The organism is Salegentibacter lacus (genome assembly GCF_020164555.1).
Lineage (GTDB): Bacteria > Bacteroidota > Bacteroidia > Flavobacteriales > Flavobacteriaceae > Salegentibacter > Salegentibacter lacus.
The window spans coordinates 49,316-64,632 of record NZ_JAIQZB010000018.1; the positions used below are offsets into that span (position 1 = coordinate 49,316).

Annotated in this window: 12 protein-coding genes and 5 tRNA genes; all 17 read right to left on the reverse strand. The window is 38.5% G+C overall.

Annotation, left to right across the window (positions count from 1 at the left end):
- Nucleotides 1–145: 145 nt before the first annotated feature.
- Complete coding sequence (gene rpoC / locus LB465_RS14325; protein ID WP_224470581.1) at nt 146–4,447, reverse strand: DNA-directed RNA polymerase subunit beta'; 4,302 nt, start codon at nt 4,445–4,447, stop codon at nt 146–148.
- A gap of 74 nt (nt 4,448–4,521) precedes the next feature.
- A complete protein-coding gene (rpoB, locus tag LB465_RS14330) occupies nt 4,522–8,334 on the reverse strand; it encodes a DNA-directed RNA polymerase subunit beta (RefSeq protein ID WP_224470582.1) in 3,813 nt (1,270 codons plus the stop codon).
- A 128-nt stretch (nt 8,335–8,462) separates the two neighbouring features.
- Nucleotides 8,463–8,837 carry a 50S ribosomal protein L7/L12 gene (gene rplL, locus LB465_RS14335; protein ID WP_224470583.1) on the reverse strand — a complete coding sequence of 125 codons (375 nt, stop codon included), beginning with the start codon at nt 8,835–8,837 and terminating at the stop codon, nt 8,463–8,465.
- Nucleotides 8,838–8,889: 52 nt separating this feature from the next.
- Nucleotides 8,890–9,414 (reverse strand): 50S ribosomal protein L10, encoded by a 525-nt coding sequence (gene rplJ, locus LB465_RS14340; RefSeq protein ID WP_224470584.1) that lies wholly within the window; start codon nt 9,412–9,414, stop codon nt 8,890–8,892.
- 11 nt (nt 9,415–9,425) lie between these two features.
- Nucleotides 9,426–10,124 carry a 50S ribosomal protein L1 gene (gene rplA / locus LB465_RS14345; RefSeq protein WP_224470585.1) on the reverse strand — a complete coding sequence of 233 codons (699 nt, stop codon included), beginning with the start codon at nt 10,122–10,124 and terminating at the stop codon, nt 9,426–9,428.
- An 18-nt stretch (nt 10,125–10,142) separates the two neighbouring features.
- Complete coding sequence (rplK, locus tag LB465_RS14350; protein WP_224470586.1) at nt 10,143–10,580, reverse strand: 50S ribosomal protein L11; 438 nt, start codon at nt 10,578–10,580, stop codon at nt 10,143–10,145.
- A gap of 75 nt (nt 10,581–10,655) precedes the next feature.
- Nucleotides 10,656–11,207 carry a transcription termination/antitermination protein NusG gene (gene nusG / locus LB465_RS14355; RefSeq protein ID WP_224470587.1) on the reverse strand — a complete coding sequence of 184 codons (552 nt, stop codon included), beginning with the start codon at nt 11,205–11,207 and terminating at the stop codon, nt 10,656–10,658.
- Nucleotides 11,208–11,217: 10 nt separating this feature from the next.
- Nucleotides 11,218–11,415 (reverse strand): preprotein translocase subunit SecE, encoded by a 198-nt coding sequence (gene secE, locus LB465_RS14360; RefSeq protein WP_224470588.1) that lies wholly within the window; start codon nt 11,413–11,415, stop codon nt 11,218–11,220.
- Nucleotides 11,416–11,434: 19 nt separating this feature from the next.
- Nucleotides 11,435–11,507 (reverse strand) — tRNA-Trp (locus tag LB465_RS14365).
- Between the two features lie 62 nt (nt 11,508–11,569).
- Nucleotides 11,570–12,757, reverse strand: a complete 1,188-nt coding sequence (tuf, locus tag LB465_RS14370; RefSeq protein WP_224470590.1) for an elongation factor Tu — start codon at nt 12,755–12,757, stop codon at nt 11,570–11,572.
- A gap of 56 nt (nt 12,758–12,813) precedes the next feature.
- Nucleotides 12,814–12,885, reverse strand: a tRNA-Thr gene (locus tag LB465_RS14375).
- 147 nt (nt 12,886–13,032) lie between these two features.
- Nucleotides 13,033–13,105: transfer RNA gene (locus tag LB465_RS14380), tRNA-Gly, on the reverse strand.
- Between the two features lie 71 nt (nt 13,106–13,176).
- Nucleotides 13,177–13,258 (reverse strand) — tRNA-Tyr (locus LB465_RS14385).
- Nucleotides 13,259–13,567: 309 nt separating this feature from the next.
- A tRNA-Thr gene (locus LB465_RS14390) sits at nt 13,568–13,641 on the reverse strand.
- A 101-nt stretch (nt 13,642–13,742) separates the two neighbouring features.
- A complete protein-coding gene (gene hpf / locus LB465_RS14395; protein ID WP_224470591.1) occupies nt 13,743–14,045 on the reverse strand; it encodes a ribosome hibernation-promoting factor, HPF/YfiA family in 303 nt (100 codons plus the stop codon).
- Between the two features lie 28 nt (nt 14,046–14,073).
- Nucleotides 14,074–14,967, reverse strand: a complete 894-nt coding sequence (locus LB465_RS14400) for a tyrosine-type recombinase/integrase (protein WP_224470593.1) — start codon at nt 14,965–14,967, stop codon at nt 14,074–14,076.
- A 99-nt stretch (nt 14,968–15,066) separates the two neighbouring features.
- Nucleotides 15,067–15,261: a 30S ribosomal protein S21 gene (rpsU, locus tag LB465_RS14405; RefSeq protein WP_070055026.1), complete on the reverse strand. Its 195-nt coding sequence runs from the start codon at nt 15,259–15,261 to the stop codon at nt 15,067–15,069.
- Nucleotides 15,262–15,317 lie beyond the last annotated feature (56 nt).

Below are 15,317 nucleotides of genomic sequence, written 5' to 3' on the forward strand. Positions count from 1 at the left end.
GAATTTTATTTAAAAGATTCCGAAGCAATCTTCGGAACGCTCTATTTATCGCGCAATATAAAAGTACAAAAAATCCCGACTTTAGATCGGGATTCCTCATTTTATAAAAAGAAAAGAGCCGCGTTTGCGGCTCTTTCTATAGGCATTAGTTATAATTAACTTCTTGCTTGTGCTCCATTCTTTCGTCGAATTCCTCTTTAGAACCAACGATAATGCTATCGTACTCACGCATACCTGTACCTGCAGGAATTCTATGCCCTACAATTACATTTTCCTTCAATCCTTCGAGCTTATCGATCTTACCGCTTACGGCAGCCTCGTTCAATACTTTGGTAGTTTCCTGGAAGGAAGCCGCAGAAATAAACGATTTTGTTTGTAGCGATGCTCGAGTAATACCCTGAAGAACCGGTGTAGCGGTTGCGGCGGTTACGTCTCTTGCAGTTGCAAGGTTTTTATCTTCACGTCTTAACAATGAGTTCTCATCTCTAAGTTCTCTTGGTGAAACGATTTGACCTGGTTTTAAGTTTTCAGATTCACCTGCATCCTCAACCACTTTCATTCCGAAGACTTTATCGTTCTCCTCGATGAAATCTGATTTATGAACAAGCTGGTTTTCAAGGAAAATAGTATCTCCCGGATCCTGAATTCTAACTTTACGCATCATTTGTCTTACAACAACTTCAAAGTGCTTATCATTAATCTTCACACCCTGTAGTCGGTAAACTTCCTGTACTTCGTTCACAAGATACTGTTGTACCGCGTTTGGTCCTTTGATATTAAGAATATCTTCCGGAGTAACAGATCCATCAGAAAGTGGCATCCCGGCACGAACATAATCGTTTTCCTGAACAAGGATCTGGTTAGATAACTTCACTAAGTATTTCTTAACCTCTCCTAATTTAGACTCTACGATAATCTCGCGGTTACCTCTTTTGATCTTTCCGAAGGAAACAACACCATCAATCTCACTTACAACAGCTGGGTTAGATGGGTTACGAGCTTCAAACAACTCGGTTACCCTTGGAAGACCACCAGTAATATCTCCTGCTTTAGAAGATTTACGTGGAATCTTAACCAAAATCTTACCAACCTTGATCTTTTCTTCATTGTCTACCATAAGGTGGGCACCAACCGGAAGGTTATAAGAACGAATTACTTCATCCTTTTTACCTAAAATATGTAAGGTTGGGATAAGCTTTTTATTACGAGATTCTGAAATTACTTTTTCCTGGAATCCTGTTTGCTCATCTATTTCTACCTGGTAAGTTACACCCTGTTCAATATTTTCGTACTTGATCTTACCGGCAAATTCTGAAATAATCACCCCGTTATAAGGGTCCCACTGGCAAATTACATCACCTTTAGTAACTTTAGCACCGTTATCGATGAAGATCTGAGAACCATAAGGAATATTATTGTTACTCAATAACACTCCGGTTTTCTTATCCTTAATTTTAAGCTCGGCAGTTCGTGAAATCACGATATCTGACTGGCTACCATCAGGAGCTTCTCCTTTTACAACTTTAAGGTCTTCAATTTCGGCAATACCGTCAAATTTAGCCTCAAGTTTATTATCTTCTGAAATGTTACCTGCAATACCTCCAACGTGGAATGTACGTAGTGTTAACTGTGTACCCGGCTCTCCAATAGATTGCGCGGCAACAACACCTACAGCTTCTCCTCTTTGTACCAGTTTATTAGTAGAAAGGTTTCTTCCGTAACATTTTACACAAATTCCTTTTTTAGCTTCACAAGTTAGTGGAGATCTTACCTCTACACTTTCAATTGGAGCATTTTCAATCTTAGTAACTATTTCTGAAGTGATTTCTTCATCTGCACCTACTAAAACTTCATTATTTGAAGGATTAATAACATCGTGAAGAGAAATACGTCCTAAAATACGTTCTCCAAGAGATTCTACAATTTCTTCGTTCTTTTTAAGTGGTTTAACTTCTACCCCTCTTAAAGTTCCGCAGTCTTCTTGATTTACAATAACATCTTGCGAAACATCTACCAATCTACGGGTTAAGTAACCTGCATCGGCAGTTTTAAGTGCAGTATCGGCAAGTCCTTTACGTGCACCGTGAGTAGAAATAAAGTATTCAAGAATTGAAAGCCCTTCCTTAAAGTTGGAAAGAATTGGGTTTTCAATAATTTCACCTCCACCTGAGTTAGATTTTTTAGGCTTGGCCATAAGACCACGCATACCGGTTAACTGACGAATCTGCTCTTTAGATCCACGAGCACCAGAATCCAGCATCATAAACACAGAGTTGAAACCTTGCTTATCTTCACGAATACGTTTCATAGCCAATTCGGTTAGACCGGCATTGGTAGATGTCCAGATATCAATTACCTGGTTGTAACGCTCGTTGTTAGTAATAAGTCCCATATTATAGTTTCCTACAATACCTTCAACCTGTTCGTTAGCTTCATCAATCATAGATTGCTTCTCTTCAGGGATAATAATATCACCTAAACTGAAGGAAAGTCCACCACGGAAAGCGTATCCATAACCCATTTCCTTAATAGCATCAAGGAATTCACCTGTAGCAGGAACACTGGTTTTAGCCAATACATCACCAATAATATCCCTAAGGTTTTTCTTGGTTAAAACTGTATTCACATATCCAACTTCTTCTGGTACAGCCTGGTTAAATAATACTCTACCAACTGTAGTTTCTATAATTTGGTAAGTTAATTCACCTACTTCATTAAAATCTTTAGCGCGAATCTTGATTTCGGCATTAAGGTCTACTCTCTTCTGGTTATAAGCGATTACCACTTCTTCATCAGAATAGAAAGTAAGTCCTTCTCCCTTAACCTTAACCTCGTCTGTAGATTTTCTAGACTTGGTCATATAATAAAGACCAAGAATCATATCCTGAGACGGTACTGTAATTGGCGAACCATTTGCAGGGTTAAGGATATTATGAGAAGCAAGCATTAATAGCTGAGCTTCTAAAATAGCCTCTGGCCCTAACGGTAAGTGAACCGCCATCTGGTCACCATCAAAGTCAGCGTTAAATGCCGTACACGCTAATGGGTGTAATTGTATCGCTTTACCTTCAATAAGTTTTGGCTGGAATGCCTGGATACCTAAACGGTGAAGCGTAGGAGCACGGTTAAGCAATACAGGGTGTCCTTTAAGAACATTCTCAAGGATATCCCAAACTACCGGCTCTTTTTTATCTATTATTTTTTTGGCAGATTTTACTGTTTTTACAATTCCTCTTTCAATTAGTTTTCTAATTACGAAAGGCTTGTAAAGCTCAGCTGCCATATTCTTTGGAAGACCACATTCGTGCATTTTCAATTCTGGTCCCACAACAATTACCGAACGTGCTGAATAATCTACACGTTTACCAAGTAAGTTTTGACGGAAACGTCCCTGCTTACCTTTAAGAGAATCTGAAAGCGATTTTAACGGACGGTTAGAGTCAGTTTTTACCGCTGAAGATTTTCTTGTGTTATCGAACAATGAATCTACTGATTCCTGAAGCATACGTTTTTCATTACGTAGAATCACTTCAGGTGCTTTGATCTCCATTAATCTTTTTAGACGGTTGTTACGAATAATAACCCTTCTGTAAAGATCATTTAAATCTGAAGTCGCAAAACGCCCACCATCAAGAGGTACAAGCGGTCGTAATTCTGGTGGAATTACAGGAACCACTTTCATAATCATCCATTCTGGAAGATTTTCGCGATTGTTATTAGCATCACGGAAAGCTTCTACAACCTGAAGTCGTTTAAGGGCTTCAGTTTTACGCTGTTTTGAAGTTTCGTTATTTGCTTTGTGTCTTAACTCGTAAGAAAGTTCGTTAAGATCTATTCTTCTTAATATTTCAATAAGACATTCGGCACCCATTTTAGCGATAAACTTATTTGGGTCGCTGTCTTCTAAATACATATTTTCCTGCGGAAGACTATCTAAAACGTTTAGATATTCTTCTTCAGTAAGGAAATCCATTTTCTTAATTGGTTCTCCTTCTTCGTTTTTGGCAATACCCGCCTGAATTACTACATAACGCTCGTAGTAAATGATCATATCTAATTTCTTAGATGGAAGACCAAGCAAGTATCCAATTTTGTTAGGTAAGGAACGGAAATACCAGATATGTGCTACAGGAACTACCAAATTAATGTGCCCAACACGGTCTCTACGTACTTGTTTTTCGGTTACTTCTACCCCACAACGGTCACAAACAATTCCTTTGTAACGTATTCTTTTATATTTACCGCAGGCACATTCGTAATCCTTTACAGGACCAAAAATACGCTCACAAAACAAACCGTCACGTTCGGGTTTGTGCGTACGATAATTGATAGTTTCCGGTTTTAGAACTTCACCACGAGATTCTGCGAGGATAGATTCCGGGGAAGCCAAACCGATAGAGATTTTATCAAATCTCTTTACTGTATTCTTATCATTATTTCTAGCCATAATAACTCTGCTGCTATAATTATTGTGAAAAACCTGTTATTGGGGTGCCGTAACACCCCGTTATAAACAGTATTTTATTCTTCTAATTTAATATCCAAACCAAGACCTTTCAATTCGTGCATAAGTACGTTGAAAGATTCCGGCAGGCCGGGTTCTGGCATAGGCTCTCCTTTTACGATAGACTCGTAAGTTTTAGCCCTTCCTATCACATCATCTGACTTCACTGTTAAGATTTCACGCAATGTTGCTGAAGCTCCATAGGCCTCAAGTGCCCAAACCTCCATTTCACCAAAACGCTGTCCACCAAATTGTGCTTTACCACCAAGTGGTTGCTGTGTAATAAGCGAGTATGGCCCAATAGATCTGGCGTGCATCTTATCTTCAATCATATGTCCTAATTTCAACATATAGATCACCCCTACAGTTGCAGGTTGGTCAAAACGATCTCCTGTTCCACCATCATATAGATAAGTATGTCCGTATCTTGGAATTCCGGCTTCATCAGTAAGCTCGTTAATCTGGTCTATGGTAGCTCCATCGAAAATTGGAGTTGCATATTTGTTACCAAGCTTTTGTCCTGCCCATCCAAGTACAGTTTCATAGATCTGACCAATGTTCATACGTGAAGGTACCCCAAGTGGGTTCAACACGATATCAACCGGTGTACCATCATCAAGGAATGGCATATCTTCCTGGCGAACGATTCTTGCAACAATACCTTTGTTACCGTGACGTCCTGCCATTTTATCACCTACTTTTAGTTTACGTTTCTTAGCGATGTAAACCTTAGCAAGTTTAAGGATTCCGGAAGGAAGCTCATCTCCAACAGAGACCGTAAACTTCTCTCTCCTTAGGTTACCCTGAAGATCGTTTTCCTTAATTTTATAATTGTGAATAAGGTCTGCAACCAAAGTGTTCAAGTGATCATCTGTAGTCCAGGTACCATGAGTTAAGTGAGTATAGTCGTCTACTGCGTTAAGCATTTTCAATGTATACTTCTTTCCTTTTGGCATTACCTCTTCTCCAAGGTCGTTTTGAACTCCCTGAGCAGTTTTTCCACCTATAATGGTGAATAACTTATCTACAAGTTCAGCTTTTAGATTGGCGAATTTTGCATCGTACTTTTTCTCAAGTGCTGCAATATCTTCCTTATCCTGAGCTCTCTTACGCTTATCTTTAATAGCACGGGCAAAGAGTTTCTTCTCTATAACCACACCATTTAAAGATGGAGATGCTTTAAGCGATGCATCTTTAACATCACCGGCTTTATCTCCAAAGATGGCACGAAGTAATTTTTCTTCCGGTGTTGGATCGCTTTCTCCTTTTGGAGTAATCTTACCAATAAGAATATCGCCAGGTTTAACCTCGGCACCAATTCTAATCATCCCGTGTTCATCAAGGTCTTTAGTAGCCTCTTCTGAAACATTAGGAATATCATTGGTTAATTCTTCGTTTCCTAATTTAGTGTCACGAACTTCAAGCGAATATTCATCAATATGGATAGAAGTAAAGATATCCTCTCTAACCACTTTTTCTGAAATTACAATCGCATCCTCAAAGTTGTAACCTTTCCAAGGCATAAAGGCAACCTTCATGTTTCTACCTAAAGCAAGTTCCCCAGCTTCAGTAGCATATCCCTGACATAAAACCTGACCTTTGGTTACTCTATCTCCAACCCTAACAATTGGTTTAAGGTTAATAGAAGAACCCTGGTTAGTTTTACGGAACTTAATAAGATTGTATGACTTTGAATCACTATCAAAGCTCACCATACGTTCCTCTTCAGTTCTGTCGTATTTTATTATAATTTGCTTGGCATCTACATACTCTACTTCACCTTCTCCTTCAGCATTAATCAATACTCGAGAATCTGTAGCTACCTGTCGTTCCAATCCGGTTCCAACAATTGGAGAATCGGCTTGCAACAATGGTAATGCCTGGCGCATCATGTTAGATCCCATCAAAGCACGGTTTGCATCATCATGTTCCAGGAACGGAATTAACGAAGCCGATATAGACGAAATCTGGTTTGGTGCAACATCAGTATAATGAACCTCTTTAGGATCAACAACCGGGAAGTCACCTTCCATTCGGGCAATTACCCTTTCAGAATCTATAGTACCATCTTCTTTAAGCGGAATGTTAGCCTGGGCAATTTTCTTGTCCTCTTCCTCTTCAGCACTTAAATAAATAGGTTCCTGTGAAAAATCTAATTTTCCATTATCAACTTTACGATATGGCGTTTCAATGAAGCCCATTCCATTCACTTTAGCATACACTGAAAGTGAAGAAATAAGTCCAATGTTTGGTCCTTCAGGAGTTTCAATAGGGCAAAGTCTTCCGTAGTGCGTATAGTGAACATCACGTACCTCAAAACCTGCTCTTTCCCTTGATAAACCACCTGGCCCTAATGCCGAAAGTCTACGCTTGTGCGTGATTTCTGCCAGCGGGTTGGTTTGATCCATAAACTGAGACAACTGGTTGGTACCGAAGAAAGAGTTGATCACTGAAGAAAGTGTCTTCGCGTTAATCAAATCTATCGGGGTAAATACCTCGTTGTCACGAACATTCATTCGCTCACGAATGGTTCTGGCCATACGCGCTAAACCAACTCCAAACTGTTGAGACAATTGCTCACCTACAGTTCTAACACGACGATTAGATAAGTGGTCAATATCATCAATCTCAGCTTTAGAATTAATAAGCTCGATTAAATATTTAATTATGGTAATAATGTCTTCTTTGGTAAGCACTTGCTTATCCATAGCAACATCAAGACCTAATTTTTTGTTCATTCTGTATCGACCAACTTCTCCAAGGCTGTAACGCTGATCTGAGAAGAATAATTTATCGATAATACCACGTGCAGTTTCCTCATCTGGCGGTTCAGCATTACGAAGTTGACGATAAATATGTTCTACCGCTTCTTTTTCAGAGTTGGTAGGATCTTTTTGTAATGTATTATGAATAATAGCATAATCTCCGGTTTGATTATCTTCTTTATGAAGAAGAATAGTCTTACTTCCGGTTTCAAGAATTTCTTCTATATGCTCTTTTTCAAGTTCTGTATCACGATCTAAAACGATCTCATTACGTTCTATTGAAACTACCTCTCCTGTATCTTCATCTACAAAATCTTCATACCAGGTATTCAATACACGGGCCGCAAGTTTACGACCTAATACTTTTTTAAGTCCTGTTTTTGAAACTTTCACCTCTTCAGCAAGGTCAAAGATTTCTAAAATATCTTTATCGCGTTCAAAACCGATGGCGCGGAAAAGTGTAGTAACAGGTAATTTTTTCTTTCTATCGATATAAGCATACATAACGCTATTAATATCGGTAGCAAATTCTATCCAGGAACCTTTAAAAGGAATTACACGGGCAGAATAAAGTTTTGTTCCGTTTGCGTGGAACGATTGTCCAAAGAAAACTCCTGGTGAACGGTGAAGCTGAGAAACTACCACACGTTCTGCCCCGTTGATACAAAAAGTACCACTTGGAGTCATATAAGGTATAGTTCCTAAGTAAACGTCCTGTACGATGGTTTCAAAATCTTCGTGTTCAGGGTCGGTACAATATAGTTTTAATCTTGCTTTAAGAGGCACACTATACGTTAAACCACGCTCTATACACTCCTGAATGGAATATCTTGGCGGGTCCACAAAATAATCTAAAAATTCTAGTACAAATTGGTTACGGGTGTCCGTAATTGGGAAGTTTTCCAGGAAGGTATTATAGAGACCTTCATTTCCCCGCTCTTCTGATTTGGTTTCTAGTTGAAAGAAATCCTGAAAAGACTTGATCTGGATATCCAGGAAGTCCGGGTAATCAGGTCTGTTCTTTACAGAAGAGAAACTCACTCTTTCAGTTTGCTTTGCTAACATCAATGGACGGATTATAATTTATAAAAAAACGGGCGCGCAAGAGGTTAATCCCCTATATACGCAAAAGGGTTTAGACCTTCAGGAGCGAATCCTGAGGTCTAAACCTAAATAATATTGCTGTGGCAAGCTTATTTAAGCTCAACCTCAGCTCCTGCTTCTTCTAGCTGTGCTTTAAGTGCTTCTGCTTCGTCTTTAGCTACTCCTTCTTTAACTGGAGCTGGTGCGCCATCTACTAATGCTTTAGCATCTTTAAGACCAAGACCTGTAAGTTCTTTTACAAGTTTTACAACTGCTAGTTTAGATCCACCTGGAGCTGTAAGAATTACATCAAATTCAGTTTGCTCTTCAACCTCTTCACCAGCAGCAGCACCGCCACCAGCAACAGCTACTGCAGCCGCAGCAGGCTCTATACCATATTCTTCTTTTAAGATATCAGCTAACTCATTTACTTCTTTTACGGTTAAGTTAACCAATTGTTCTGCGAATTCTTTTAAATCTGCCATTTTCTATCGTTTTTAAAAAGTTCTTTAATTTATAATTGTTAAAAGTGCGTACTTATTTTTCTTCCTTTTCAGAAAGCGTTTTAAGGATTCCTGCGATTTTACCACCACCAGACTTAAGTGCTGAAATAACATTCTTAGCAGGTGATTGTAATAATCCAACGATATCTCCAATAACCTCTTCTTTAGACTTGATGTTTACAAGTGCGTCAAGGTAATCGTCTCCTACATAAACAGCTTCTTCAACAAAAGCTCCTTTAAGTAGTGGTTTATCGTTTTTCTTTCTAAATTCCTTAATTACTTTGGCCGGTGCATTACCGGTTTCAGAAAACATTATGGAAGTATTGCCTTTCAAAACTGAAGGAAGGTCTCCAAATTCTTTATCTGAAGCTTCCATTGCTTTAGCAAGCAACGTATTCTTAACTACAGCCAGCTTTACGTTAGCTTTAAAACAAGCTCTACGTAGGTTTGAAGTCGTTCCGGCATCAAGGCCAGATATATCTGCTAAATAAACCACAGAATTATCTGTTAACTGGGCAGTTAAATCTTCAATTACTATTGATTTTTCTTCTCTTGTCATAATCTATACTATTATTGCTCAGTGAACCTTTTAGTATCAACCTGAACGCTCGGGCTCATCGTAGAAGACATGTGTATACTCTTAATATACACACCCTTAGATGCCTGAGGTTTCAACTTCACTAAAGTAGTTAATAATTCTCTCGCGTTTCCAGCAATTTTTTCAGCTTCAAAAGATGCTTTTCCAATTCCAGCGTGAACAATACCGGTTTTATCAACTTTAAAGTCAATTTTACCAGCTTTAACATCAGATACTGCTTTTGCAACATCCATAGTTACTGTTCCTGTTTTTGGGTTAGGCATAAGCCCTCTTGGTCCAAGTACTCGTCCCAAAGGTCCTAATTTACCCATTACGCTAGGCATAGTGATAATTACATCTACATCTGTCCATCCACCTTTTATCTTGTCTAGATATTCATCAAGACCAACATAATCAGCTCCGGCTTCTTTAGCCTCTTCTTCCTTATCTGGAGTAACTAACGCAAGTACTTTTACATCTTTACCAGTTCCGTGTGGAAGGGTTACAACACCTCTTACCATTTGGTTGGCTTTCCTTGGATCTACATTCAAACGAATCGCTAAATCCACAGATGCATCGAAGTTCTCGTTAGCAACTTCTTTAATTAAAGCTGAAGCTTCCGCCACCGAGTAAGCTTTATTGCTCTCGATCTTAGATTGGGCTTCTTTTTGCTTTTTAGTTAATTTTGCCATTTTTAATTTCTTTTTGGATTAAAACGGTGCATCACCTTTTACAGTTATTCCCATTGAACGAGCCGTTCCAGCAACCATTTTCATTGCAGATTCTATGGTGAAGGCGTTTAAATCCTGCATCTTATCTTCTGCAATAGTTTTAACCTGATCCCAAGAAACACTTGCTATTTTTTTTCTGTTTGGTTCTCCTGAACCCTTTTTGTTCTTAGATGCTTCCAACAATTGTACTGCAGCTGGAGGGGTTTTAATCACAAAGTCAAAAGACTTATCTGAATAAACCGTAATCGCAACCGGCAATACTTTACCTTGTTTATCCTGGGTTCTACCATTGAATTGCTTACAGAATTCCATGATATTTACCCCGGCAGCACCCAAAGCAGGTCCAACTGGTGGTGATGGGTTAGCAGCACCTCCACGAACTTGTAGTTTTACAACTTTACTTACTTCTTTTGCCATTTTCTAAATTTTTAAGGTGATAGTTTGTTAGAGTGGAAGCTTTAAAAAACCATCAAAAAATATGTAACTAAATTTTTATACTTTTTCTACTTGCATATAGCTTAATTCTAATGGTGTTTTTCTACCGAAAATTTTCACCATTACCTCAAGCTTACGCTTTTCTTCATTTATCTTTTCTACTGTACCATTAAAGCCGTTAAACGGACCATCTATAACTTTTATGGTTTCCCCAATAGTAAAAGGTATCGCAACATTATCGGTTTTTACTGAAAGTTCATCTACTTTACCAAGCATTCTGTTAACTTCAGATCTTCTAAGCGGAACAGGATCTCCTCCTTTTGTTTCTCCTAGAAATCCAATAACACCGTTAATATTTTTTATCACGTGTGGCATTTCACCATCAAGGCTAGCCTGAATCATTACATATCCCGGAAAATAAACACGTTCTTTATTTACTTTCTTACCATTTCTAATCTGGATAACTTTTTCGGTAGGAACTAGAATTTGATCTAGGTAGTCTTCCATCCCAAGATGAGCAACTTCCTTTTCAATATAGTCTTTAACCTTATTTTCCTGACCGCTAACGGCACGAACTACATACCACTTTTTTTCCTTTCCTTCTGCCATCCTAATATTTTTAAGATTTAATCCATTTGAAATATTCTTCGATAGCCGAGCTAAATACGGTATCTACTCCCCAAATAGCCAGTGAGAAAATTATAGAAAAAACTGCTACAAGGATGGTTAGCCTCTGTGCTTCGGGCCAGCTTGTCCAGGTAACATGGTTTCTTAATTCGTTGTAAGATTCTGATATGTAATTAACAATTCCTGCCATGTGATTCTAAAGGTATTTGCACGGGTTGAGAGGCTCGAACTCCCGACACCTGGTTTTGGAGACCAGTGCTCTACCAACTGAGCTAAACCCGTAAATATAATATAAATGAAGGTTTCCCGCCCGAGCGGGAAACCTTTTTATATCTAAACTGTAATTAGTCTAAAATTTCAGTAACCTGTCCAGCACCTACAGTTCTACCACCTTCACGGATAGCGAAACGTAGACCAACATTCATTGCGATAGTCTGGATAAGTTCAACAGTAATTGTAAGGTTATCACCAGGCATTACCATTTCAACTCCATCAGGAAGACTAATTGTTCCTGTTACGTCAGTTGTACGTACGTAGAACTGAGGACGGTAGTTATTATGGAATGGAGTGTGACGTCCACCTTCTTCTTTTTTAAGGATATAAACCTCTGCTTTAAACTTAGCGTGAGGAGTTACAGATCCAGGCTTAGTAATTACCATACCTCTAGAAATCTGAGACTTCTCAATACCTCTTAATAGGATACCAACGTTATCTCCAGCTTCACCTCTATCAAGGATTTTACGGAACATCTCAACACCAGTAATAGTAGAAGTAAGTTTTTCAGCTCCCATACCAATGATCTCTACAGGATCTCCAGTGTTTGCAACACCAGTCTCAATACGACCAGTTGCAACAGTACCACGACCTGTAATAGAGAATACATCTTCAATAGGCATCAAGAAAGGCTTATCTACATCACGCTCTGGTAATTCAATCCAGCTATCTACAGCTTCCATCAAATCAAGAACGGTTTTAGACCACTTTTCATCTCCTTCTAGGGCTCCAAGTGCAGAACCTGAAATTACAGGACCATTATCACCATCATACTCATAAAAAGAAAGAAGATCTCTAACTTCCATTTCAACTAGCTCCAAAAGCTCCTCATCATCAACAAGGTCTACTTTATTTAAGAATACAACGATTCTTGGGATACCAACCTGGCGTCCAAGAAGGATGTGCTCACGAGTTTGTGGCATAGGCCCATCAGTTGCAGCAACTACAAGAATTGCACCGTCCATTTGAGCAGCACCAGTAACCATGTTCTTTACATAATCGGCGTGACCAGGACAGTCAACGTGAGCGTAGTGACGGTTAGCAGTTTGATACTCTACGTGAGAAGAGTTAATTGTAATACCTCTTTCTTTTTCTTCAGGAGCATTATCAATTTGATCAAAAGCACTAGCTTCTGAATATCCAGCATCAGCCATTACTTTAGTAATCGCTGCTGTTAAAGTCGTTTTTCCGTGATCCACGTGTCCAATTGTACCTATGTTAAGGTGCGGTTTGGAACGATCGTATGTTTCCTTTGCCATAATTAATACTTATTTAATCTTAGTTATATATTAGTGTTCAATTTAATACAATCTAGAGCCAACGACGAGAATTGAACTCGTGACCTCTTCCTTACCAAGGAAACGCTCTACCCCTGAGCTACGTCGGCAAGCCGAAAGTTTCCACTTTCAAGGTTCACCGGTTCAAACAAGAAAAACCATAAACCAACATTGGTTTACGGGATGTTTAATAGTTACTTAAACCGGAAAAATAAATCTAGAAAACAAGAAGCAAAACTTCCTGTTCTCCAATTAAGAGCGGGAGACCGGGTTCGAACCGGCGACATTCAGCTTGGAAGGCTGACGCTCTACCAACTGAGCTACTCCCGCATTATCGATTCAAGGCTTCAATTTAAAGTCCCTGGATTTTCACATCCTTGAATCTTGAACTTTAAATGTTGTGGGGAGAGCAGGATTCGAACCTGCGAAGTTGAAAACAGCAGATTTACAGTCTGCCCTCGTTGGCCGCTTGAGTATCTCCCCAAATTTATTTTTCCACTATTTCATAGAACCATAGCTGGCGTGCCAGCTAAGCTTTATGACGGTTTGTTTTTTTTAACGGCTGCAAATAAACGTAATTTTACAGCACCGTCCAAAGCATTTTTGAAAATTTTTCTTTAAAAATTTTAGTGGTTTAATCTTCAGTATATTAAACCTAACAAAAAACTTTACTTCAAAATTTCAAGAGCCAATAGAAGGACTTTCTTCGACTATCACTCAGGATACACTTCTCGTCCCAATTCAATGAAAATCATAAGCGATCTCCAATCCAAAGCAATTCACATTTTCAAGAGCCGATGGAGGGACTCGAACCCACGACCTGCTGATTACAAATCAGCTGCTCTAGCCAGCTGAGCTACATCGGCCTTTACGCTAAATTTTTAGCACAAAAAAGTCCGCTATTTCTAACGGACTGCAAATGTATATAAATTATTCCTTTCACAAAACAATTCTGCGAAAAAAATATTTAAACGTGCGCACTTAATTTTTCTTTGCGTTTAATTAACTGTCTTTGTAGCGATGAAGCACATTCATCTACGCATTCTTCAAATTTCTTACATGTTTTTTTTACCATAATATCCCCACCAGGTATGCTCAATAAAATTTCGGTGATCTTATTATCCTTTCCGCTGGTATTTTGAACTTTTAGAAAGACATCTGCATAGATAATCTTATCATAATAATTTTCAAGCCTATCCATTTTGCGCTGGATGAAATCAATTAATTTTTGATCGGCGTTAAAGTTAACAGACTGCACATTTACTTTCATCTTCTGTAGAATTTAATTAAACATTATTTTAATTGGTCTTTTTGTTCCTGGGATGCGCCATTTGATGAACTTTACTAAGTTCTGAAATACTATTATGGGTATATACCTGCGTGGCCGCAAGACTGGAATGCCCAAGTAATTCTTTTACCGCGTTTAGGTTGGCGCCCTGGTTCAATAAATGTGTAGCAAATGAATGCCGCAATATATGCGGACTCCTTTTTATTTTGCCAGACACCTTACTAAAATAATTATTAATAATTCTATAAACAAGACTTTCGTATAATTTAATACCTTTTTGAGTAACAAATAAATAAGGTGTCTCCTGCCCTTTCACCAAATCTGCTCGTTTACTTATATAATTTTCCAGATTAGAAATCACGCCGGGTAAAAGCGGTATAATTCTTTCCTTTTGCCTTTTCCCCAGTACTTTAATGTATTTTCCCGAAAGATCTACATTTTCAAGTTTGATCTCAATAAGTTCTATACGTCTTATTCCGGTAGCATAAAAAAGCTCTACGATTAAACGGTCCCGCAAACCTTCAAAATCTGAAGTGTCGATTTGCTGTAACACCTGGGTTATTTCGGCTTCAGAAAAAGGAACCTGGATCTTAGAAGCAGTTTTTAATGCTTTATGTTTTGCAAGCGGAGAGAATTCTATATCACCGGTTTTTTGGAGAAAGCGATAATAAGCCTTCAAGGAAGAGATTTTTCGGTTTATACTTCTATTGGAAACACCTTGATCTACTAAAGCGACAATCCAATTACGTACCTGCGCATAATGCACCAGACTAAGATCTTTTTCTTCAAATTCAAACAGAATAAATTCTGAAAAGGATTTTAAATCGGCTTTATAAGCGGTTAGGGTATTGGGAGAATATTTTTTCTCCAACTGCAGATAATCTAAAAACTGGGAAAAGGGCATAAAAAAACTGTTGATAGACAAAGTTAGCAAACTTTAATCTATCAACAGTTATATTTGTTTTTCCGAATAGCTTCGGAAAAATTCGATTATATCCTTTTACTAGATATCTTCCTGATCTCTCAAATGCTGGATGTACTCGGCTTTTTGATGCTGAGCTCTCTTCGCAACAGAAGGTTTCGTGAAATGCTGGCGGCTTCTCAGCTGGCGCATTGTTCCGGTTTTATCGAATTTTCGCTTAAAACGCTTTAGCGCTCTATCTATATTTTCTCCGTCTTTTACTGGTATTATTAACATAGTGTCATCACCTCCTTTCTTTAGGCTGCAAAGATAATTTAAATCTTAGAACCTAC